This window comes from Pleomorphomonas sp. PLEO, assembly GCF_041320595.1.
Lineage (GTDB): Bacteria > Pseudomonadota > Alphaproteobacteria > Rhizobiales > Pleomorphomonadaceae > Pleomorphomonas.
The window spans coordinates 4,220,023-4,241,846 of record NZ_CP166625.1 but is presented as its reverse complement, the minus strand read 5'-3'; the positions used below and the strand labels follow the sequence as shown (position 1 = coordinate 4,241,846).

The 21,824-nt window shown below is 60.6% G+C and carries 23 protein-coding genes; 15 read left to right on the top strand and 8 right to left on the bottom strand.

Features of this window, described 5'->3' with window-relative positions; genetic code table 11:
- Together preA and AB6N07_RS19710 are read left to right on the top strand one after the other, a co-directional pair.
- The gene (gene preA, locus AB6N07_RS19715) at positions 1 to 1,308 is read left to right on the top strand and encodes an NAD-dependent dihydropyrimidine dehydrogenase subunit PreA (protein WP_370674758.1); all 1,308 of its coding nucleotides are present in this window, start codon (positions 1 to 3) and stop codon (positions 1,306 to 1,308) included.
- Positions 1,309 to 1,346: 38 nt separating this feature from the next.
- The gene (locus tag AB6N07_RS19710; protein WP_370674757.1) at positions 1,347 to 1,985 is read left to right on the top strand and encodes a class I SAM-dependent methyltransferase; all 639 of its coding nucleotides are present in this window, start codon (positions 1,347 to 1,349) and stop codon (positions 1,983 to 1,985) included.
- An 8-nt stretch (positions 1,986 to 1,993) separates the two neighbouring features.
- On the opposite strand, the gene AB6N07_RS19705 is transcribed toward AB6N07_RS19710, so the two are convergent.
- Positions 1,994 to 2,566 (bottom strand): FMN-dependent NADH-azoreductase, encoded by a 573-nt coding sequence (locus tag AB6N07_RS19705; protein ID WP_370674756.1) that lies wholly within the window; start codon positions 2,564 to 2,566, stop codon positions 1,994 to 1,996.
- Between the two features lie 96 nt (positions 2,567 to 2,662).
- On the opposite strand from AB6N07_RS19705, the gene AB6N07_RS19700 reads away from it, so the two are divergent.
- Positions 2,663 to 3,397, top strand: coding sequence for a helix-turn-helix transcriptional regulator (locus AB6N07_RS19700; RefSeq protein WP_370674755.1), 735 nt, complete (start codon positions 2,663 to 2,665; stop codon positions 3,395 to 3,397).
- On the opposite strand, the gene AB6N07_RS19695 is transcribed toward AB6N07_RS19700, so the two are convergent.
- Together AB6N07_RS19695 and AB6N07_RS19690 are read right to left on the bottom strand one after the other, a co-directional pair.
- Complete coding sequence (locus AB6N07_RS19695) at positions 3,398 to 4,069, bottom strand: TetR family transcriptional regulator C-terminal domain-containing protein (RefSeq protein ID WP_370674754.1); 672 nt, start codon at positions 4,067 to 4,069, stop codon at positions 3,398 to 3,400. It abuts the gene before it with no gap.
- A gap of 88 nt (positions 4,070 to 4,157) precedes the next feature.
- Positions 4,158 to 4,706, bottom strand: a complete 549-nt coding sequence (locus AB6N07_RS19690; protein WP_370674753.1) for a cupin domain-containing protein — start codon at positions 4,704 to 4,706, stop codon at positions 4,158 to 4,160.
- Positions 4,707 to 4,895: 189 nt separating this feature from the next.
- Between AB6N07_RS19690 and AB6N07_RS19685 the strand changes: the two genes are divergently transcribed.
- The 9 genes from AB6N07_RS19685 to AB6N07_RS19645 all read left to right on the top strand — a co-directional run bounded on the left by AB6N07_RS19685 (position 4,896) and on the right by AB6N07_RS19645 (position 14,072).
- A complete protein-coding gene (locus AB6N07_RS19685) occupies positions 4,896 to 6,215 on the top strand; it encodes an aspartate aminotransferase family protein (RefSeq protein ID WP_370674752.1) in 1,320 nt (439 codons plus the stop codon).
- A 369-nt stretch (positions 6,216 to 6,584) separates the two neighbouring features.
- Positions 6,585 to 6,815: a hypothetical protein gene (locus AB6N07_RS19680; RefSeq protein ID WP_370674751.1), complete on the top strand. Its 231-nt coding sequence runs from the start codon at positions 6,585 to 6,587 to the stop codon at positions 6,813 to 6,815.
- A 253-nt stretch (positions 6,816 to 7,068) separates the two neighbouring features.
- Entirely contained in the window at positions 7,069 to 8,319 is a 1,251-nt protein-coding gene (locus AB6N07_RS19675) for a Zn-dependent hydrolase (RefSeq protein ID WP_370674750.1), read from the top strand.
- The gene (locus AB6N07_RS19670) at positions 8,319 to 8,807 is read left to right on the top strand and encodes a GNAT family N-acetyltransferase (RefSeq protein WP_370674749.1); all 489 of its coding nucleotides are present in this window, start codon (positions 8,319 to 8,321) and stop codon (positions 8,805 to 8,807) included. The genes AB6N07_RS19675 and AB6N07_RS19670 overlap by 1 nt, the downstream gene beginning before the upstream one ends.
- 3 nt (positions 8,808 to 8,810) lie before the next feature.
- Positions 8,811 to 10,265, top strand: a complete 1,455-nt coding sequence (hydA, locus tag AB6N07_RS19665) for a dihydropyrimidinase (protein WP_370674748.1) — start codon at positions 8,811 to 8,813, stop codon at positions 10,263 to 10,265.
- A gap of 198 nt (positions 10,266 to 10,463) precedes the next feature.
- Positions 10,464 to 11,243, top strand: coding sequence for an ABC transporter ATP-binding protein (locus AB6N07_RS19660; protein WP_370674747.1), 780 nt, complete (start codon positions 10,464 to 10,466; stop codon positions 11,241 to 11,243).
- 30 nt (positions 11,244 to 11,273) lie between these two features.
- Complete coding sequence (locus tag AB6N07_RS19655; RefSeq protein WP_370674746.1) at positions 11,274 to 12,173, top strand: ABC transporter permease; 900 nt, start codon at positions 11,274 to 11,276, stop codon at positions 12,171 to 12,173.
- Positions 12,173 to 13,042, top strand: coding sequence for an ABC transporter permease (locus AB6N07_RS19650; RefSeq protein ID WP_370674745.1), 870 nt, complete (start codon positions 12,173 to 12,175; stop codon positions 13,040 to 13,042). The genes AB6N07_RS19655 and AB6N07_RS19650 overlap by 1 nt, the downstream gene beginning before the upstream one ends.
- A gap of 46 nt (positions 13,043 to 13,088) precedes the next feature.
- On the top strand, positions 13,089 to 14,072 hold the full coding sequence (locus AB6N07_RS19645) for an ABC transporter substrate-binding protein (protein WP_370674744.1): 984 nt from the start codon (positions 13,089 to 13,091) through the stop codon (positions 14,070 to 14,072).
- Positions 14,073 to 14,282: 210 nt separating this feature from the next.
- Here AB6N07_RS19645 and AB6N07_RS19640 read toward each other — a convergent pair whose 3' ends face one another.
- The 4 genes from AB6N07_RS19640 to AB6N07_RS19625 all read right to left on the bottom strand — a co-directional run bounded on the left by AB6N07_RS19640 (position 14,283) and on the right by AB6N07_RS19625 (position 17,548).
- Positions 14,283 to 14,606 (bottom strand): ArsR/SmtB family transcription factor, encoded by a 324-nt coding sequence (locus tag AB6N07_RS19640; protein ID WP_370674743.1) that lies wholly within the window; start codon positions 14,604 to 14,606, stop codon positions 14,283 to 14,285.
- Positions 14,607 to 15,080: 474 nt separating this feature from the next.
- The gene (locus AB6N07_RS19635) at positions 15,081 to 15,596 is read right to left on the bottom strand and encodes a transglutaminase-like cysteine peptidase (RefSeq protein ID WP_370674742.1); all 516 of its coding nucleotides are present in this window, start codon (positions 15,594 to 15,596) and stop codon (positions 15,081 to 15,083) included.
- A 572-nt stretch (positions 15,597 to 16,168) separates the two neighbouring features.
- Positions 16,169 to 16,786 carry a PilZ domain-containing protein gene (locus AB6N07_RS19630; protein ID WP_370674741.1) on the bottom strand — a complete coding sequence of 206 codons (618 nt, stop codon included), beginning with the start codon at positions 16,784 to 16,786 and terminating at the stop codon, positions 16,169 to 16,171.
- A 96-nt stretch (positions 16,787 to 16,882) separates the two neighbouring features.
- The gene (locus AB6N07_RS19625; protein ID WP_370674740.1) at positions 16,883 to 17,548 is read right to left on the bottom strand and encodes a PAS domain-containing protein; all 666 of its coding nucleotides are present in this window, start codon (positions 17,546 to 17,548) and stop codon (positions 16,883 to 16,885) included.
- Between the two features lie 457 nt (positions 17,549 to 18,005).
- Here AB6N07_RS19625 and AB6N07_RS19620 point away from each other — a divergent pair, with 457 nt between their 5' ends.
- The gene (locus AB6N07_RS19620; protein WP_370674739.1) at positions 18,006 to 18,761 is read left to right on the top strand and encodes a rhomboid family intramembrane serine protease; all 756 of its coding nucleotides are present in this window, start codon (positions 18,006 to 18,008) and stop codon (positions 18,759 to 18,761) included.
- Between the two features lie 125 nt (positions 18,762 to 18,886).
- The gene (locus AB6N07_RS19615) at positions 18,887 to 19,321 is read left to right on the top strand and encodes a CBS domain-containing protein (RefSeq protein ID WP_370674738.1); all 435 of its coding nucleotides are present in this window, start codon (positions 18,887 to 18,889) and stop codon (positions 19,319 to 19,321) included.
- A gap of 504 nt (positions 19,322 to 19,825) precedes the next feature.
- On the opposite strand, the gene AB6N07_RS19610 is transcribed toward AB6N07_RS19615, so the two are convergent.
- Positions 19,826 to 20,092, bottom strand: coding sequence for a hypothetical protein (locus AB6N07_RS19610; protein WP_370674737.1), 267 nt, complete (start codon positions 20,090 to 20,092; stop codon positions 19,826 to 19,828).
- Positions 20,093 to 20,370: 278 nt separating this feature from the next.
- Here AB6N07_RS19610 and radA point away from each other — a divergent pair, with 278 nt between their 5' ends.
- A complete protein-coding gene (gene radA, locus AB6N07_RS19605) occupies positions 20,371 to 21,783 on the top strand; it encodes a DNA repair protein RadA (RefSeq protein WP_370674736.1) in 1,413 nt (470 codons plus the stop codon).
- Positions 21,784 to 21,824 lie beyond the last annotated feature (41 nt).

The window sequence follows — 21,824 nt, the reverse complement described above, 5'->3', positions numbered from 1 at the left end:
ATGGCCGATCTCCGCACCAATTTTCTCGGCATCAAGTCGCCGAACCCCTTCTGGCTCGCTTCGGCGCCGCCAACCGACAAGAAGTATAACGTCGAACGCGCCTTTCGTGCCGGCTGGGGTGGTGTCGTCTGGAAGACGCTCGGCGAAGATCCCGCCGTCGTCAACGTCAACGGCCCGCGCTACGGCGCCATCCACTCCGGCGACCGTCGTTTGGCTGGCCTCAACAACATCGAGTTGATCACCGATCGGCCGTTGGAGTTGAATCTTCAGGAGATAACCGAGGTGAAGAAGGCCTGGCCCGATCGGGCGCTGGTCGTCTCGCTGATGGTGCCTTGTGAGGAGCCGAACTGGAATTCAATTATCGCCCGTGTCGAAGAGACCGGCGCCGACGGTATCGAGCTCAATTTCGGCTGTCCTCATGGCATGAGCGAGCGTGGCATGGGTTCGTCGGTGGGCCAGGTGCCCGAATACATCGAGATGGTCGCCCGCTGGTGCAAGGCGGCGACGCGCATGCCGGTGATCGTCAAGCTGACACCCAACATCACCGACATCCGTTATCCTGCCCGCGCCGCCAGGAGGGGCGGTGCTGATGCCGTGTCGCTCATCAACACCATCAATTCGATTGTCGCCGTGGATCTCGAAAGTTTCGCGCCTGTGCCGACCATCGACGGCAAGGGCAGCCACGGCGGTTATTGCGGGCCTGCCGTGAAGCCGATCGCTCTCAATATGGTGGCAGAGATCGCTCGCGATCGGGAAACCTTCGGCTTGCCGATCTCCGGTATCGGCGGCATCGAAAACTGGCGCGACGCTGCCGAGTATATCGCGCTCGGCTGCGGTACCGTGCAGGTCTGCACGGCCGTGATGACCTATGGCTTCAAGATCGTCGAGGAAATGATCGACGGCATGAAGAAGTACATGGACGGCCATGGCTTTTCGACCATCGAGGATTTCCGAGGCCTCGCGGTCAAGAACATCTCAGACTGGAAGTATCTCAACCTCAACTATATCGCCAAGGCGAAGATCGATCAGGAACTCTGCATCAAATGCGGCCGCTGCCACATTGCCTGCGAGGACACCTCGCATCAGGCAATCACTCACATGGTCGATGGCATCAGGCGTTTCGAGGTCAAGGACGAAGAGTGCGTCGGCTGCAATCTGTGCGTCAACGTCTGTCCGGTCGACGGCTGCATCACCATGGAGCCCATGGCGCCCGGATCTGTTGATCCGCGCACTGGCCGGGTTGTTCCTGCCGAATACGCTAACTGGACGACCCATCCCAACAATCCCTCGGCCATAGCGGCGGAGTAGGCAGGTCGCACTAAGCATTGTTCCGGAGCGCCGACGTCATGGTTGAGCGTCGGTGCCACCCCCATTTGTTCAGGATCGGCAGGCGCGCCAGTCGGCCCGCCACCGAACTCGGGGGGATTGGAATGCCTCATCGCTGTCCTTGGTATCTTGGCTATTTTTTGCTCAATCCCCTGCGCAGGCTGCGCCAACATCCGAAACGACTGCTGACGCCGTTCGTGAAGCCAGGATTCCGTGTACTCGAGCCCGGGCCGGGCATGGGTTATTTCACACTTGAGTTGGCGCGCCTTGTCGGGCCGACCGGAAAAGTGCATGTCGTTGACGTCGAGCCGCGCATGCTGACGGCGCTGAGCCGTCGCGCTAGATCGGCGCGCCTAGAGAACCGGATCGATATTCGCCTCGCGCAAGAAAATCGCCTCGGCGTTGCCGACCTTACAAGTGATATCGATTTCGTTCTCGCTTTTGCTGTGGTTCACGAACTCGGCAGCGTGGTGGATTTTTTCATTGAGGCGGCAACGGCCATGAAACCCGGAGCGCGATTGCTCCTCGCCGAGCCGGTGGGCCACGTCTCCGAAGCGTTTTTCGCTGGGGAATGCGCGGCGGCCGAAGCCGCCGGCTTTGCTGTTGTCGATCGCCCAGAGATATGGCAGAGCCGTGCCGTGGTCTTTGCCAAGGCTTGAGGACCAGCTCAGGCGTCAAGGGGTTGCCGACGCTCCTCGCGGATGCGGGCGGTGATCCTGGTGATTTCTGCGCCGGTTGCCTGCATGGCTCGTGCCCGATGCTCGTCGGAAATGTTGACGCCTTCGGCGCGGACGACGTCGATATCCTTGATGCCGAGCAGGCGGAAGAAAGACCGGAGATAGGGCTCGACAAAATCCTCCTCCGGTCCGCGATGGAAGCCGCCGCTAGCATAGGCGACGATAACCTTGCGCCCCCCTGAGAGACCCTCTGGTCCCTTCTCGGTATAGCGAAACGTCTTGCGGGGGATGGAGATCGAGTCGATCCAGGCCTTGAGGCGGGACGGAACGCTGAGATTGTACATCGGCGCGCCGATGACGATCACATCGGCGGCGAGGAATTCGTCGGCGGCAGGACTGTCGCCGGCGCGCGGATTGACCGAAGCCGGCGCTTCGCTGGTTAGGTCGCGATGGATCACTCGCTCGCCGGAACCGTCGACGATGGCCTCGACGATGGCGGCGGTCAACGCGCGGGATACGGATCCTTCCGCCTGGATGCTGGAATCAATATGCAGAATGGTCACTGTGCCTGGCTCCGATTGATTTTCAGGCGGAGACTATCGTAGCTGTCGCCGTCCTGTTATCTGCATTTGATCAATCAATATCGAGTTTGGGCCAAAGTGACCGACGCCTATATCAACCGTCTCATTGACAGCGGTGCGCGTCACAGCGCGCCGCTCCATAGTCATGATCAGGGCCAGCTCACTTACATTGAGCGCGGCGTGCTCAGCCTGGAAGCGGAGGGCAGCATCTGGGCAATTCCACCCGGGCGGCTGCATTGGATTCCGGCCGACGTGCGACATGCCTCGCGCTCGCACGGCGAGGTGCGCTTCTGGCTGACCCTGGTATCGGAAGACTTCGCCCGCCGTCTGCCGGATCGGATCATCGTGCTTGAGGCATCGCCGTTGCTTGTCAGCGCGCTGGACCGGCTACGGAGCCTGCGGCCGGACGACGCTTTCGCCACGCCGTTACTCGATGTCATCGCTCATGAAATCAACGCCGGGGCAGAGGACGCACCTGGCATGCGGCTGCCGGCTGCTCCGCGCATGCGGGACTGGGCGCTAGCCTTTCTTGCCGCGCCGAGCATCAAGACCGGTATCGATGCGGCAGCCGACGCGGTGGCCATGTCCCGGCGTAGCTTTACTCGGCATTTCGAACGTGAGGTCGGCATGACCTTCGCCGCCTGGAAGCGGGCCGTGATTGTCCACCGGGCAACGGTGCGGTTAGCCGAGGGAGCCACAGTTGGCGACGTTGCACTGGACGCCGGCTACGAGAGCGTCAGCGCCTTCATCGCCATGTTCAGATCGATTTGCGGCCGTCTGCCAGGAGAGATCCGGCGTCGGGCAGAGGCTTGATCAACCACGCGCCGGCAGTATGCCGCGCATCAGCACACCAACGACCGTATCGGAAGCGGTGCGGAAGGTGGCGGGATCCTCGACCCCGCGCCCCAGCACCGAGCGGATCTGCGCGTCAAAGTCGGCGTAGTGCTGCGTGGTCGCCCAGATCATGAAAATCAGGTGCACGGGGTCGACGTCGAGCAGCTTACCGTCCCGGATCCAACGGCGGATGACCTCGGCCTTCTCTTCGACAATCGACTTGAGATCGGTCTTGAGAACGCCGTCGAGATGCGGCGCGCCGAGCAGGACCTCACCGATAAACAGCCTGCTTTCCTGCGGGAAGTCGCGCGATTGTTCCAGCTTCTGGCGAATATAGCCGGTGAGTTCGGCTTCCGGATCGCCGTCCTCGGCCATTTCCCCCAACGGGGCAAGCCACATGTCGAGGGTGCGTGTCATGACGGCGGTATAGAGGTCATGCTTACGGCGGAAATAATAGAGAAGGTTCGGCTTGGACATGCCGGCCTTTTCGGCGATCTGATCGACGGTGGCGCCACGGAAGCCGTAGCGCGAAAACACCTCCAGCGCCGCGTCGAGGATGCGCTCTTCGTTTTCCGCCTGAATGCGCGTCCGCTTCTTGGAGCCGCGCGCGCGGGCCAGATCCTGGCTCTCAGTCGCTGTTTCGTAACTCATGACACGAATGTCCACGCTATCGAGACGTTCGGCAAGCCCGGATCGACGGCAAAGCACTCGTCACGGTGGATGAATATTGTCCTGATGGTCAGAAACTCGGCGGCGTGCATACCGAAATCACCTCGCAGATCTCGTCGCCGACGTTGCGAAAGCGATGCGGTTCGTGGCTCTTGAAATAATAGGCCTCGCCGGGACCGAGCACTTGTCGTTTGTCGCCGACGATCACCTCGATCTGTCCTTTGAGCACGATGCCGCCTTCCTCCCCCTCATGGCGCAGGTGGATGCGGCCGGAGCTGCTGCCGACCTCGTAGCGTTCGGAGAGGATCTGCAGCGCTTTGCCGGTGAGATCGCGCCCCACCTGCCGGAAGGAGACGCCGCCACGGCCGATCTCCATCAAGTCTTCGGCTTTGAAAAATATCTGCTCGGCTGCCGGCTCGTCCTCGGCGAAGAAGTCGGCCATCGGCACAGGCAGGGCATCCAGGATGCGCTTCAGCGCGCCGACTGATGGACTGATCGTGTTGGATTCGATCTGACTCACGGTGGCGTTGGAGATGCCGGCGCGCCGCGCCAGCTCGCGCTGCGAGAAGCCGCGTGCTTCGCGAAACCGCCTGAGCTTGCCACCAAGATCCAGCGTCATGGCATCCTCCGCTGTTAAGTTGTTCACTTTCCCGAACAGGTCGCCATAAACCGCCTGCATTTGCAAGGGTAACGAGCTGCACAAGATAACTGCTTGTTCAGGAAACGAGCATGCCGTTATCTACGTGTCGATCCGGACGCTGCTCGAGCGCTATCCAAGCCTCGCCGTCCGCCTCGCTCGGAGATCTTCATGAACGTTCCCGTTCCCAATAATCTCGAAGCTTTCTGGATGCCGTTCACCGCCAACCGGCAGTTCAAGAAGGCGCCGCGCCTGCTCGCCTCGGCCTCCGGCATGTACTACACCACTGTTGAAGGCCGGAAGCTGCTCGATGCCGCCGCCGGCCTATGGTGCGTCAATGCGGGCCACGGTCGCCGGGAGATCGTCGACGCGGTGGCCAATCAGGTCGGCGAACTCGACTACGCCCCGGCTTTCCAGATGGGCCATCCTAAGGCGTTCGAGCTGGCTGCGCGGCTGACTTCGATGATGCCGAAGCCGCTCGACCATGTGTTCTTCACCAACTCCGGCTCCGAGTCGGTGGAAACGGCACTGAAGATCGCTCTTGCCTATCAGCGGGCCCGCGGCAAAGGCACGAAGACGCGCCTCATCGGTCGCGAGCGCGGCTATCATGGCGTCAACTTCGGCGGCATCTCGGTCGGCGGTATCCCCACCAATCGCAAGTTCTTCGGTTCGCTGCTGACCGGCGTCGACCATATACGCCATACCCATGATATCGAGCGCAACGCTTACTCGCGCGGCCAGCCGGAATATGGCGTGGAGTTCGCCGACGAACTTGAGCGCATCATTTACCTGCACGATGCCTCCAACATCGCCGCCGTCATCGTCGAGCCCATGTCGGGATCGACCGGCGTTCTGGTACCCCCCAAGGGCTATCTTGAACGTCTTCGTGCCATCTGTACCAAGCACGACATTCTCCTGATCTTCGACGAGGTCATCACCGGTTTCGGCCGCCTCGGCACGCCATTCGCCGTTGATTATTTTGGCGTCGTTCCCGACATGGTCGCCACCGCGAAGGGCATTACCAACGGTGTCATCCCGATGGGCGGCGTGTTCTGCTCCTCGGAGATCTACGACGCCTTCATGACCGGCCCGGAGCATGCCATCGAGCTGTTCCACGGCTACACTTATTCGGCCCATCCGGTTGCCTGTGCCGCCTCGATGGCGACGCTGGACATTTACGCAAACGAAGGCCTGCTGACTCGCGGTCCTGAGCTCGCGCAGTATTTTGAGGATGCGCTGCATTCGCTGAAGGGCTTGCCGCACGTCATCGATATCCGCAACATCGGCCTTGTCGGTGCCATCGAGCTGCGGCCGATCGAAGGAGAACCGACCAAGCGTGCCTTCGCGGCCTTCCTGAGTGCTTACGAAAAGGGCGTGATGATGCGCACCACTGGCGACATCATCGCTCTGTCGCCGCCGCTGATCGTCAGCAAGGCTGAGATCGATACGCTGGTGTCGGTGATCGCGGACGTGCTGAAGACGCTGCCCTGAGAGTAGCCCCTTATCCTGACAAAACGCCGGCCGGGGTCTCCTGGCCGGCGTTTTTCATTGCAGAGGCCGTTTGCAAGGTTGAGCGGGCCGGCGACAAGGTAATGCGCGGCCTTGGGCGATCCGGGGCGTTGGCAGGATTGCCATCGTGCTCGATGCGGCTGGCGGTGCCCATCGGTTATATTGAGGCTGAGCCTATGTGAGCGCTGCCAGAGTTGCCCGTTAATGGGCTGCTCGCGGCATTGGTCGAAGGGCCGACGGTCGCGAGAACGTGATGCCGACCGTCGGTATTTCCACTTCGGTTGCCATGTTTCTGCCAGACACCGGAACGATCTTCTCCCTACCGAAACGAAACGCGACGGGGAGTAGGCCATGACACCGGTCGTTACCATCACCATGTTAGTGGCTGCCTTTTGTGGGCTTTCGCGGCGGTTCATTGCATCGCTTGTCGGTGCATTCATGCTGGCGATGATTGGTGTCGCCCATTTGCTGGCGCGGCAGCCTGCCTCAGCTCACCATATTCTGCTGCACGGCTTCCATCTCTTGCTAGTCTTCAATGCCACCTACGCTGCTTTCGCAGTTGTGTCCGCGCTGGTGTTGTAAGGCTTGGTGAGCAACCCCGCTAATGCGCCAATACGCTGCTGATAGAGGCGGCATATTTTTCGGATTCGCCAAAAACTAAGGCTTTTGGGCACTTTGTTGCTCAAAAATCACCCTTGACCATTTCAAGGGCAGATCCGACTATGCCTTTATCAATTGGTAAAAGTTTTGCCGATCCGCAGTTCTGGCGGATGGTAGGCGGCGGGGGAACGCTGGGCGGCTTGATCGGCTTTGCCCTCGCGAGCAGGGGAATATGATGACGACGCCGATCGACAACATGCGGGTCAACGGGGCGCGGCTGTGGGACAGTCTTGAGGAAATGGCGACGACTGGTCCCGGCCTTCGGGGCGGCTGTAATCGGCAGACGTTGACCGATGCCGACGCCAAGGGTAGGGCGCTGTTCACGGCCTGGGGCAAGGCGGCCGGCATGACGCTCGGCATCGATCGCATCGGTACGATGTTCTTTACCCGTCCCGGTACCGATCCGGATGCCTTGCCGGTCTATGTCGGCAGCCATCTCGACACCCAGCCGACCGGTGGCAAGTATGACGGCGTGCTCGGCGTGCTCGGCGCCCTCGAAGTCATCCGCTCTCTCAACGATCTCGACGTCAAGACCAAGCATCCCATCGTCGTCGTCAACTGGACCAACGAGGAAGGCGGCAGATTCGCGCCAGCCATGCTGGCGTCGGGCGTTTTCGCAGGCGTTCACACCCTCGACTACGCGTATTCGCGCAAGGATCTCGACGGAAAGGTGTTCGGCGACGAGCTGAAGCGCATCGGCTGGCTTGGTGAGGAAGAAGTTGGCGCGCGAAAGATGCACGCTTATTTCGAATACCACATCGAGCAAGGTCCCATCCTTGAAGCCGCGGAAAAGCAGATCGGTGTCGTCACCCACTGCCAGGGTCTGTGGTGGCTGGAATTCACGCTCACCGGCAAAGAGGCCCACACCGGCTCGACGCCGATGGACATGCGTGTCAACGCCGGCCTCGCCATGGCTCGCATCTTCGAGCTGGTGCAGAAGGTGGCGATGGACAGCCAGCCCAACGCCGTCGGTGGCATCGGCCAAGTGAAGTTCTCTCCCAATTCGCGCAACGTGCTGCCGGGCACCGTCATCTTCACCGTCGATATTCGTTCGCCGGAGCAGGATAAGCTCGACCGCATGCGGGCGATCATCGAGGCCGAGGCTCCCAAGCTCTGCGATCCCCTGGGCGTCAAGTGCGCGGTGGAAGTGGTTGGCCACTTCGATCCGGTTACCTTCGATCCGACGTTGGTATCCCGCGTTCGCTCGGTGACCGAGAAGCTCGGCTACAGCCATATGAATATCGTTTCCGGCGCCGGCCACGATGCCTGTTGGGCGGCCAAGGTGGCGCCGGCAACAATGGTTATGTGTCCCTGCGTCGATGGTCTCTCCCATAATGAGGACGAGAAGATCACGCCGGAATGGGCGGCGGCCGGTGCCGACGTGCTGTTGCATGCCGTGCTCGAGACGGCGGAGATCGTCGCCTGATGACGGACGCGCTGCATGCCATAGCGGAGGAAGCGCCGGATCAGCCCGATGTCGTGGCGCTGATCGAGGCTTCGGACATCTATGGCGCCGAGCGCTATCCGGCGGAGGGTAATTTCGCCACTGACCTCGCGGGCCTCAAAGCGGCGGACATCACTTTCCTTGTCGCGCGGCGCGGTGGTGCGGCGGAGGGCTGCGGCGCGGCGAAGTGGTTTGCCGATGGCGCGGCCGAGTTGAAACGCATCTTTGTATCTGAGAGGGCGCGCGGCTCCGGTCTTGGCCGGCGCATCATGGCTCGGCTTGAGGCGCTTGCCGCCGAGCGTCGCATAAAGACGCTTTATCTCGAGACTGGACCACTCAACACCGAGGCGGTGGCGATGTATCGTCGGCTCGGTTACGTGGAGTGCGGCCCGTTCGCCGATTACGCCGCGAACCCCTACAGTTTGTTCATGACAAAAAAGCTGACGGACAAACCGTCCAACGAGGGTTGAACCATGTCGAAGGTCATCAAGGGTGGAACCATCGTCACTGCCGATCTGACATACGAAGCCGACGTCCTGATCGAAGGCGAGCGCATCGTGGCAATCGGACCTGATCTCAAGGGCGACGAGGTACTGGATGCCACGGGGTGCTACGTGATGCCGGGCGGCATCGATCCGCACACCCACCTCGAAATGCCTTTCATGGGCACCTATTCGGCCGATGATTTCGATAGCGGCACGCGTGCCGGACTCGCAGGTGGCACGACCATGGTGGTCGATTTCATCACCCCGCGCCCCGACGAGTCGATGCTGACGGCTCTTCAGAGCTGGCACAACCGGGCGAGCCGCGCCAACAGCGACTATTCGTTTCACATGTGCGTCACCTCGTGGAACAAGCAGGTCTTCGACGAGATGAAGGTGGTCGTCGAGGAGAAGGGTATCAATACCTTCAAGCACTTCATGGCCTACAAGGGCTCGCTGATGGTGGATGACGATGAGATGTTCTCGTCTTTCCAGCGGCTAGCCGAACTTGGCGCCCTGCCGATGGTGCATGCCGAGAACGGCGACGTCGTCGCCCAGATGCAGGCCAAGCTGTTCGCCGAGGGCAATACCGGCCCTGAGGCGCACGCCTATTCCCGCCCGCCAGAGGTCGAGGGTGAGGCGACCAATCGCGCCATCATGCTGGCCGATATGGCCGGAGCGCCGCTTTACGTCGTCCATACATCCTGTGAGCAGGCGCATGAGGCGATCCGTCGTGCCCGCCAAAAGGGCATGCGCGTCTACGGCGAGCCGCTGATCCAACATCTCTTGCTCGATGAGAGCGAATACGCCAATCCCGACTGGGATCATTCGGCGGCCCGCGTCATGAGCCCGCCCTTCCGCAACAAGCTGCATCAGGACAGTCTTTGGGCAGGCCTCGCCGCCGGATCGCTCAGCTGCGTCGCCACCGATCACTGCACCTTCACCATTGCCCAGAAACGCAACGGCCTCGGCGATTTCCGCAAGATCCCCAACGGCACCGGCGGTCTTGAGGACCGTATGCCGCTGCTCTGGACCTATGGCGTGCGTACCGGTCGCCTGACCATGAACGAGTTCGTGGCGGTGACCTCCACCAACAACGCCAAGATCCTCAACATGTACCCGAAGAAGGGGGCGGTCCTGGTCGGGGCCGATGCCGACCTCGTGGTCTGGGACCCCAAGCGCTCCAAGGTTATCTCGCCGAAGACCCAGCAGTCGGTGATCGAATACAACGTGTTCGACGGCTACGAGGTGACCGGTCTGCCACGCTTCACGCTATCGCGTGGCAAGGTTGTGGTGGAGGAAGCCACCATGAAGACCGAGGAAGGCCACGGCAAGTTCGTGCCGCGCAAGCCGTTCACGGCGGTCGCCAAGGCGCTCAGCCAGTGGAAGGAAGTCGTGTCGCCAAGGCGTGTCGAGCGCGCAGGTATTCCGGTGACGGGTATCTGAAATCGGCCAGACCGGCCCGCTTCTTGCTTCAATTTCGGTCAGATATCGGCCGATGTAGCGAGAAGCGCGGTGTGCCGGTCGGGCAGGGGCCTACATATCTAGCCGTGCTTGCCCTTCATCTGGGCGGCGGACGAGGTGGTCGTGTACGCGGCCGGCCAAGTGAGCGGCTGTGTCTTCACAACCGGGGTGCCGGCAAGCATGAATGTCATCGACATCGAGGCTCTCTCCCTGACTTTTGAGACCGGCGACGGGCCGGTGCAGGCGCTTTCCAATATTGACCTCAAGATCGCCAAGGGCGAATTCGTCTCCTTCATTGGTCCTTCGGGCTGTGGCAAGACGACGCTGCTCCGCGTGATCGCCGACCTCGAACGGCCGACTGGCGGCATGATTTCCGTCAACGGCACCACGCCGGAACTCGCCCGTCTCGACCGCGCCTACGGTTACGTCTTTCAGGCCCCCGCGCTCTATCCCTGGCGGACCATTGCCAGGAATGTGGCGCTGCCACTCGAGATCATGGGGCTGACCCGCGCGCAGCAGAATGAGCGTATTGAGCGCAATCTGGCTCTGGTCAATCTCACTGGTTTTGAGAAAAAATACCCTTGGCAGCTTTCCGGCGGCATGCAGCAGCGCGCCTCCATCGCGCGCGCCCTCGCCGTCGAGCCTGACCTGCTTCTGATGGACGAGCCGTTCGGCGCCCTCGACGAGATTGTTCGCGATCATCTCAACGAGCAGCTTCTCCACCTTTGGGCTAAAACGAAGAAAACGGTGGTGTTCGTCACCCATTCCATCCCCGAGGCGGTCTACCTCTCCACCAAGATCGTCGTGATGAGCCCACGTCCGGGCCGCATCCACGATATCGTCGAGAGCGATCTGCCGCGCGGCCCCCGACCGCTTGATATCCGCGAAACGCCGGAATTCCTCAAGCTCGCCCAGCGGGTACGCGACGGCCTGAGAGCGGGGCACAGCTATGACGACTGAGGCTCCGGCGTTTTCGGGGAGGGCGGCGGCATGACGAAACCTTCCTTTTTTCGCTACAGCGTCGTTCCGGTGCTGACGGTCATCGTCGCCATCGTTGGGTTCTGGTACGTCGCGGCTCTCTTCATGAACCACTCCACGGTGGTGGCCGAGGCGCAACTGAAGGGCCTCGCGTTCACGCCGTCGGCAACTTGGTTTAGGTCTTGGGCGCTAGACAAGCCGCTGTTGCCGGCGCCGCACCAAGTCATCGCCGAGCTGTGGCGGAGTACGGCCGGGTTGTCGGTCACCTCCAAACGCAGCCTCGTCTATCATGGCTGGGTGACGCTTTCGGCGACGCTGCTCGGATTTCTGCTCGGCACGCTTCTCGGTGTGTTGCTCGCCATCGGCATCGTCCACCAGAAGGTCATGGACAAGTCGCTGATGCCCTGGATTATCGCCAGCCAGACGGTACCGATCCTCGCCGTAGCGCCAATGCTGATCGTCGTGCTCAATGCCATCGGCATTTCCGGCTTGCTGCCCAAGGCGCTGATCTCCACCTATCTGTCTTTCTTCCCGGTGGTGGTCGGTATGGTGAAAGGGCTGCGTTCGCCAGAGACGATCCATCTCGATCTGATGCGCACCTACAATGCCGACGATCTGCAGATATTCACCAAGCTGCGCTGGCCGGCGTCTGTGCCTTTCCTGTTCGCTTCGCTCAAAGTGGGGATCGCCATTTCGCTCATCGGCGCCATCGTCGGCGAATTGCCGACCGGCGCGGTGGCCGGCCTCGGCGCTCGGCTGCTGTCCGGCTCCTATTACGGCCAGACCATTCAGATCTGGGCGGCGCTGTTTGCCGCGGCTTTCCTGGCCGGCCTGCTGGTGCTGATCGTCGGCTGGTCGGAACGCCTCGTCATGCGCCTGATGGGCGCCCGTCCCGAGCGGAGGGTCGCCTGATGCTCCCTCTCTTGTTAATCGCCATTCTTGGCGTCGCGCTCGGCATTTCCTGGCTTTGCGTCTACCTGGTCCATCTCGGTGAAAAGCGACCGGCGACGCACCGCTTCGTCGACCTTGCCGTCCCGCTCCTGTTCGGCGTTATGCTCATTGCCGAGTGGGAACTGGTGACGCGCGGCTTCGGTATCCCGGAAATCTTGCTCCCGGCGCCATCGGTTATCCTGGCGGCGGCGGCGAACGCATTGCCAACCCTCTGGGAAGACGTGGTTCAGACCTTCGTCAAATCCGTGCTGTCCGGCTATGTCGTCGGCTGCGGGCTCGGTTTCCTGGCGGCGCTGATCATCAACCGCTCGGATTTCTTGAAGCGCGGCCTTCTGCCGCTCGGCAACTTCGTGTCGGCGCTGCCGATCGTTGGCATAGCGCCGATCGCAGTCATGTGGTTCGGCTTCGACTGGCAGTCCAAGGCGGCCGTCATCGTGCTGATGACCTTCTTTCCGATGCTGGTCAACACCGAGGCGGGGCTTACCGCTGCCGGACATATGGAGCGCGATCTGATGCGCACCTACGCGGCGACCTGGGGCGACGAAATGCGTCGCCTCCGCCTGCCGGCCGCTTGGCCCTTCATCTTCAATGCGCTGAAGATCAACTCAACCCTGGCGCTGATCGGCGCCATTGTCGCCGAGTTCTTTGGCGCGCCGACCTATGGCGTCGGCTTCCGCATCTCCACCGAAATGGGCCGCATGAACACCGCCATGGTCTGGGCGGAAATTGGCGTCGCGGCCATCCTCGGGTCGGTCTTCTACGGCGTCATCGCGCTTGTCGAACGGCGCGTGACCTTCTGGCATCCATCTGTCCGCAAGGGACAGAGGTGAAACCGGCGGTATTCATCGCTGCCGGTAATCAAAAAAGGGGAACGACATGACCAACACCGTGACCAAGCTGGCACTTGCCGGCGCCATGGCCCTGACGGCGTTCGGAGCCAATGCCGCCGACAAGCTGACGCTGCAGCTGAAATGGGTGACGCAGGCTCAGTTCGCGGGCTATTTCGTTGCCAAGGACAAAGGCTATTACGAAGCTGAGGGGCTCGATGTCGACATCAAGCCCGGTGGCCCCAATATCGCTCCCGAGCAGATCATTGCCGGCGGCGGCGCCGATGTGATCGTCGACTGGATGGGCGCGGCGCTTGCTGCCCGCGAAAAGGGCGTGCCGCTTGTCAACATCGCCCAGCCCTACAAGAATGCCGGTCTCGAGATCATCTGCCCGGCCGACAGCCCGATCAAGAAGGTAGAGGATTTCAAGGGCCACACCATCGGCGTCTGGTTCTACGGCAACGAGGTGCCATTCTTCGCGCTGGCGAACAAGCATGGCCTGTCGACCGACGGTGGTCCCGATGGCGTCAAGATTTTGCAGCAGAGCTTTGACGTGCAGCCGCTCATCCAAAAGCAAGCCGACTGCATTCACGTCATGACCTACAACGAGCTCGGTCAAGCTTATGATGCCGGCTACACGGCCGACAAGCTCACCGTCTTCTCCTATACCGAAATGGGTGAAAACCTCCTGGAGGATGGCCTCTACGCGCTCGAACCGAGCCTGAAGGACCCCGCCATAAAGGACAAGCTGGTCCGCTTTGTCCGTGCCTCGATGAAGGGCTGGACCTATGCCAAGGATCACCCCGAGGACGCCGCCGATATCGTGCTCGAAAACGACACCACCGGCGCTCAGACCAAGGAACATCAGCTCTATATGATCAAGGAAGTTGCCAAGCTTTTGGGTGACTCTACCGGTGTGCTCGATGAAGCCGCCTATGCTCGTACCGAGAAGGCGGTACTCGACCAGAAGATCATCACCAAGAAGCCAGAAGGCGCTTGGACGCACGAGATTACCGATGCTGCGTTGAAGTAATACCAACATGAGAGCGCCGATCTGACTGAATCAGATCGGCGCTCTAAGTTATTGTTTTGGAAACATCATCTTGTCGGTCCTCGTTTCACTCCGGTCGGATGATGCTCTAATCTGGTGTTTTGGCCGCGTGGGGAAAACGCTCCGCGCGGCTTTTTTTGTCCGCCGAATGAGGCTCGCCGATGGCAAACGCCCCGGGACCGAGAGACGAAATCACACGAGAAGTCGATTTAGCCCGGCCAGAAAATCGCCGACGCGTTGGCGGTGAGCACAGTAATAGATGGTTCGACCCTCGCGGCGGGTCAGGACAAGGCCATCCGACCTGAGACGAGCGAGCTGCTGTGATACCGCAGGTTGCGGAAGATCGAGCTTCCGCTCAAGCTCGCCAACCGAGCATTCCTTGCGAGAAAGGTGCACCAGGATGGCAAGTCGCTGTTCATGGGAAAGCGCGCGTACGGTGCGGCAGAGATCACGGATCGGCACTGGAACGATCGCCCTTCCGTCTTCAACTGAATCGTTCTGACTTGTGTCTTGCATAGCTTAGTTCACCTCAATGCAAGAGGTGCCTTCCCTGACAATAAATCGTCAACTGTGCGGAAACACAAGGCGAGTCAAAGGCGTTCAGCCGGCTACGATGAGGTGGCTCGGCCCGAAATAGTAATTTTAACGAGTAAAGGTACCTATGTGAAATAATAGATGAAATATAGTGAACAAAATATCAATTAGCGCGCTCGTTGGAGAGATTTTAGAAACGGTGAATTCGCCGGAGATTTCAAATGTGTAGACGACCGTTCAATGGAATGGCCTAGACGCGCGGCCGATTGAGGCGATCGGTAAATAGGATTGTCTTAAATCAGAGGTTGTTTTTGTTCCCGTAAATTTTCTTGAGGAAATCGTACTCATCGCCTGCTCACGTCCCGTCGTGGCGCGACGTTATTTCCTCGTACCTTGGCAGGAATCGAAACGTCGCCACGTCCGGTCCGGACGTGGCGACGCTCATAATGGAGGCGATTACTTCAGCGAGCCGACCAGCGAGGTTCTGGAATCCTCGATGAGGTCCCACGTGTTGGGATCACGCGTCGACTGGCGTTTCAGGTAACTGTAGGGCGTGTCGGCCCATACCAGGATCTTGTCCGTCTTGTTGTCCAGCACGACGTCGCCTCGGTTGGTCCGTACGGTGAGGACTGCATGACCGGAGCCTGTCTCATCGCGCACGACTGTGATGAGCAGAGCGCTTTCCGGCCAACCCGACTGGATCAGATCCCGCCGTTTTTCAAGGACATAGTCTTCGCAGTCCCCGGCGAGCTTGGGATAGTCCCAGTGTTCAAGGACGCCATAGATTTCCATATCGGTGGCCGGCAACACGGCCGTGTTGACCGCCGTGTTGATCTGGTTGAGCTGGTTCCATACCGCCTGGGTGAGGGTGACGACCTGATCAATGTCCTTCTCGGGGCGGCAGTCGGTTGGGTATGACTGGCAGAACTGCACGTAGCCGACCGGAGGGGCCGCGACGCCATGGATGCTCATCAATTTCTCTGCGGTCCAACCGGTTTGAGCGGTAAGTAGAACCGAGAAGAAAAGAACTGCTTTTGTTAGCGTCGCGATCTTTCTCATCGTCGTGACGTCTCCCTGTTGTTGTCAGGAGAATGGCACAGTTGTTTTTCGGTCGCGTGAAATAGGAAAATCAAAACGCTAGTATCTTCGAAATGATTTGTTTAGGAAAATTTGTAGTGTATTTTAGAATTTATTTATACTGATCCCGCTGACCCTATTTACTTTCCATCCACCATCCCCAAGCCGAAAGATTCCCGCGTTAACGCACTATGGGGCGAACGGTTGCTCGGCAGACCCGGAACGCTTGGATCTGTCCAGCTTCGAACCCGTTGGTTCTGGAGAGTGCATTAACCCTGCCAGATGGAGGTGTCCTCCGTTGGCACAGGTACGCGGTTGCAAGGCGGAAGAACTCGCCCGGGTTGGCTCGCCTCAAATAGACAAGGCAATCGCCGTCGGCCTGGCTCGAAGGTGGCCGGTCGGACAAGAAGTCAGGGCATGGTTATCAAAGGGAAAACGTCAGAAGATGCTGCGATTCAACGCTCTTGTCAGAGATTGTTCTTCAACATGTCTTCTGACTGCAGCATCGCAAATTCCAAGGCGATGCCGTCGGGGAAGTGACGAACGACGCGGGCTCTCATCCGCCCCAACGTGATCGGTGTTCCGAGCGGCGGTTTGACATTGGTGGCAATGGCTGCCCCGGAAAGCGACACGTCGATGATCTTGCAGCGGCTTTCCTGCCCGTCGGGCAGGACCATGTTCGAGAACGGGCGATGAGGAATGATGCGCTCGTGACGACGGTCCTCGGGCAGATTGAGGGTGTCGCGGTTGGCAAGCCAGGTCAGCTGGGCGGCGAGCCTCTCGCGCTTGCCGGCGGTGGCGTTTACCGTCATGGCAAAGCCGCCTTCGAACAGGCGAGTTATCTGTCCCTCAATGCGGCCGACATGGTCGATATAGGCGACGACTCGCTCTCCGATGTCACCGGAAACCGGCGTCATCAGCGCTGCGCCGCCGGGTGACATGTCTTGAACCTGACAGGGATATTCGTTGCGGTTGGGCAGCATGAAGCGGCCGAGCACATCGATTTTTACGCGCTGAAACCGCCGACGTTCCGGCTTGGGGAATTTACTCGCACGAGGAGGCGTCGTAGCCGCGAGGGTTGCCATGCCGCTATCCACTGGTCGGCCGGACCCGGCCGCTCTAGGTATTACGGTAAGCACCCAATCTTAAGATTAAGTTTAGTGATCGCTTGCGCGATTGGCTTAGTCGGCTCGGCCACCCTCAATAACGCGAAAATGACGGAAAGTTCGTCCCGGCAGCGTGTGGGCAGCGGGCCGGTGGCGATCGATGCTGAGTGGCGCCGGCTCGTGGCGCACTGGAGCCCGGCTGTGCGTGCCGTCGACCTTTTCGCTATTGAGCAGGAAGGCCGGCTTCTCGTCCGGCCATATCAGCCTCAGGCTCTGCAGCGGCTGGCGCACGACGGGGTACAGGCCAAGCCAATAAGGCTGGTCCATCGGCGCGAAACAACCAAGGATACGGGTATGGTTCGGTCCCTGGTGCATGAGCGGCAGGAACATCACTTCCACGGGCATGATCTGGCCGCGGTCGTTGGTTGCGTTGAGCCCGAATACGGCGGCGGCACCATCCTCGACCACGGCGGCCAACAGACAGGCTATCGATTCCCGGTCCTTGCCCGACCAGAAGTCAAGCACATTGCGGCCTTTAAGCTCACGGCCATAAGCAGCGCAGATGCGAGTGCCGGCAAGCCGGAAAGAATAGGTATGACGATCGAGAGCCTCGAGAATAAAGGTGTCGCCGAGAATGCCGCGAATGGCGGCCGGCTCGACTTCGTTACGCTCCGGCGCCGCCCGTCGGCCGCGCAGGTTCGTCCAATATTCATAAAGAGACTGCGCGACGACGCTTTTCATCTAAATCCCCGCAAGACCAGACCGGCCAAGTTGCCTGTGGTGGACGCGGCGCCATGCCATTTCGGCACAGGGGCAAACCCGTCCTAACCCAACTGATCGTTCCTGAGCAGGCCTCGTGCCAGAAGATGCCCGTTGTCCCCAATGTTCTCGGGGGAAAGGGGATCGGCGGTTGAAAATGGCTGCGTGTGGTGTGGTCGCTTCTTCGATCGCTGCGAGAACGGGCTGATTTTGGCAATGCAGTTACATTAACGCCCGAGATAGCCGTTGGTCGCAGAGGGCCAGGGCCGTTCGCGACAGTTTGGTTTCCGATCGGTTACCGGCGTCGGAGCATTTTTATGGAATGTCCCGTCGGGCGGAGACTGCTCCATCGCGGCACGCTCCGTTCCAGCTGTGCCTTTTTGGCTGTACCCTGGCACCATCCGCGCCTTTGCGGTAAAGCGCTGTCGGAGCTCGCGGCATGGCGGGCGATAAGGAAGCCGCGATGCAGAGCGATAACGACAACCACGAGCCCATGTTCAACCTGCCCCGGGTGATCCTCGCCTTCATCCTGCTATCGATCGGCATTTTCGTCGGCCGAACCTGGTATCTCGGTGGAGATGCGGCGGCCACCTTCCTTCTCACCTTCTGCTTTACGCCGATGCGCTACCCGTACCTGGTTTCGGGTATGGGCTTTCCCGGTGGTTGGGCTGCCGGTCTGTGGAGTCCGTTGACCTACGTCTTCTTGAGTCCCACCCCGTCCAGTCTGGTGTTCGATCTCCTTTGGTTGACGGCTTTTGGGACCGCCGTGGCGCGTCGCTTCGGCCCGTGGCGTTTCATCGGCTTCTCGGCTATGGCCGCGGCCGTGGGCGCTGGCCTGTTTTGGCTACTGGCAGGTGATTCCCAATCGTTGCTGTTCGGCCCGAACTTCGTCATCGCAGCTCTTCTCGGCGCGGCGATCCGCTTCATCTACGCGGCTGGTCTGGGGGGCATCATGACCATGGGCAGCGATTCCTGGCGCCAGCCTGCGCTAGGCATTGTCGAGATGTGGTCCAATGTTCGGGTTCTGCAGCTTTTAGGGTTCATCTTCGCAGCCAACACGCTGTTCGCCATGCTCTACGCCTCCTCAGGCCTTGATGGGCGGGCACTTCTGCACAACGCGCTGGGCTACATTGTCGGCATCTTGCTGTTCTCGCTGTTTGATCCCCGTTCGCCGACCATAAGTCGACCCGGCTAAGGGAAAGTCCTTAGGTCTTGCTTGCCAGACCGCTCGATTCATCCCATCTTTGTCCAGGGAAGACGAGGAGCAGGTCGCCGACCAACAGGCGATCTCCTTGTCAGGAACAAGTTGGAGGGATGGAAATGACGACCGTCAAACAGATTCTATCCGCCAAGGGCGAAGACGTGATCACCGGTGACCGTTCAATGTCTCTTGGGCAGGCGGTGGCAAGACTGGCCGGCAACAAGATCGGTGCGTTGATTTTCGTCGATGATGACCGCCGCGTCATCGGCATCTTGTCGGAACGCGACATCGTCGCCTCGCTGGCTTTGCACGGCGCGCGCGTGCTTGAAGAGCTTGCCACCGCGCACATGACGCGCAAGGTCAGCACCTGTACGCGGGATGATACGGTTGAAGATCTCATGGACATGATGACCACCGGCCGTTTCCGCCATCTGCCTGTGGTGGAGGATGGAAAGTTGGTGGGGATGGTGTCGATCGGCGACGTCGTGAAGCATCGCGTTGCCGACATCGAGCATCAGGCTTCCGAGATCCGCAACTACCTGCTCGCCACCTGAAACCAGCGGCGGATGACGGACATAGGCATGGTTTTCCCCAGCAATCGGGGCAAAACCATGCCGTGTGGCAATAAGTTTCTCTTTTATCGTAGAAGGTTAGAACACTATCGCCTTATTGCCCATGGCGGTTGGATCAAAATTGGTTGCGCTTGGGCGAGAGGCAGTTAAGATTTCGTCAAGCCCGATCGATCGATTGGGTGAGTGGCCCATCTCGCGACGTGATGGTCACGCAAACAACGGTTCCGCCAAAGGCGGAGCTCATGAACAGGTTGAAACGTTCTGTTTCGGCAATCGTCAGGAGGACGGCTGGTCCTGTAGCTTGATGATCGTCAAGGCACGAAGGAGACCCGCGATGAGCCTAACCCGTAGCCTCAACACCCTCGTCGTCTGCGCCGCGTTTCTGTTCGTCGTCGCCATCGTGGCAGGCGTCATCTGAAATCGTGCAGTTCATGGCATTGGGAAGCCGATCGGCGGAGGCCCGCTGGTCGGCTTTTTTCTTGGCGCTCAGGCGGCGATGATGATGTGATCGACCTCGGCGCGGCGGGAATCGAAGCGGCCGAAGATGCGCGCCGGTAGGGTGCGCTCACCTTTCAGCACGATGGTTGCGCTGCCATCGAACAGGCAATCAACGGTGCTGATCGTATTGGAATGGGCCTCGATGTGATCGAGTTCGGGCGTGTCTCCACCCGCGGCAAGGCTGGTCCAGGCCGGCGTGGCCTCGATCTGGAAGCGGCGGATAGCATCGGCAATCATGGTCTTGGTCGGGTTCATGGCACGGTCCTTAGCTCCCTGCTACGGGAGAACACATACGCTAGAAGCGTTGTTTGTTGGCTAATGACGACAAAACTAAGGCGTCACGGCGCGCCAGACCTCTCCTGTCGGCTCGCGGTCGCGATCAACATTTAAGTGTTTGCATTGAAGGCGGTTTTCCCGTGCCACGCGGGAGAAGCACGTCTTTTTGTGTGGACAAAACAGGAACGCTCGGTCATGGTTCGTCAACCCTGTCCGCAGCTTTATCGGATGGGATCGAGTCCCGCACCGGAGATGTCATGGCCAAGCGCACCACCCAATTCGTCTGCCAGTCCTGTGGCGCTGTCAGTCCGCGCTGGGTGGGCAAGTGCGAAGCCTGTGGAGGCTGGAACTCCTTTGTCGAGGAAGTCGGCGGCGGCGGCGCCATTGGCTCCGGCGTCTTCGGCCAGAAGGGCAGGCCGATGCGCAAGGGGCGCGTCGTGCCGTTGGTGGAGCTGTCCGGCGAGATTGCTCAAACGCCGCGCCTCGAATCCGGCATTGCCGAACTCGACCGCGTCACCGGTGGCGGCTTCGTGCGAGGATCGGCCCTGCTTGTCGGTGGTGATCCGGGGATAGGCAAATCGACCCTTCTCATTCAGGCGGCTGCGACCTTGGCTCGCAAGGGCGCGCGCGTCGTCTATGTTTCGGGAGAAGAGGCGGTGGCGCAGGTGCGCCTCAGAGCCGAGCGGCTGGGCCTTTCCGACGCGCCGGTGGCTCTTGCCGCCGAGACCTCGGTCGAGGATATCCTGACGACGCTTGCCGACGGTCCTACGCCAGATCTGGTCGTCATAGATTCTATTCAGACGCTGTGGACGGAGATGGTCGAGTCCGGGCCCGGTACGGTGACGCAGGTGCGCACCGCCGCCCAGGCGATGGTTCGCTACGCCAAGGAGAGCGGCGCCACCGTTGTCTTGGTTGGACACGTCACCAAGGATGGTTCCATCGCCGGCCCGCGAGTCGTCGAGCACATGGTCGACGCCGTTCTTTATTTCGAAGGCGACGGTGCCCGGCATTTCCGCGTGCTGCGTTCGGTCAAGAACCGCTTTGGCCCCACCGATGAGATCGGCGTGTTCGAGATGACCGGCGACGGCTTGCGGGAAGTGCCGAACCCGTCCGCACTTTTCATGGGCGAGCGTGATGGCTCGTCGGCGGGCGCCGCCGTCTTTGCCGGCATGGAGGGTACACGGCCAATGCTGGTCGAGATCCAGGCGTTGGTGGCTCCCACCTCGCTCGGTACGCCGCGCCGCGCCGTCGTCGGCTGGGATGGCAGCCGGCTCGCCATGATTCTCGCGGTGCTGGAAGCCCATTGCGGGGTGCGCTTTGGCCAGCATGACGTCTATCTCGCCGTTGCCGGTGGTCTCCGCATCCAGGAACCGGCTGCCGATCTGGCGGTCGCCGCGGCGCTGGTTTCCTCGCTGGCCGGCTCTCCGCTCGGCCATGACTGCGTTTATTTCGGAGAAGTGAGTCTGTCGGGCGCCGTCCGGCCCGTGGCGCACGCCGCCGCTCGTCTCAAGGAAGCTGAAAAACTGGGTTTTGCCAGGGCGGTCGGCCCCAAGCTCGCAAATGGCGAGGCGCCGACCGGTTTGAAGCGCGCCGCTGTCGCCCAACTCGTCGATCTCGTCACGCGCATTGCCGCCGACGCGACGACCCCCCGCCGCGAGCAGGGTGGATAAGCAGAAGGGTGGTCCACGTCGGAGCTGTCCGTTGATTGAAT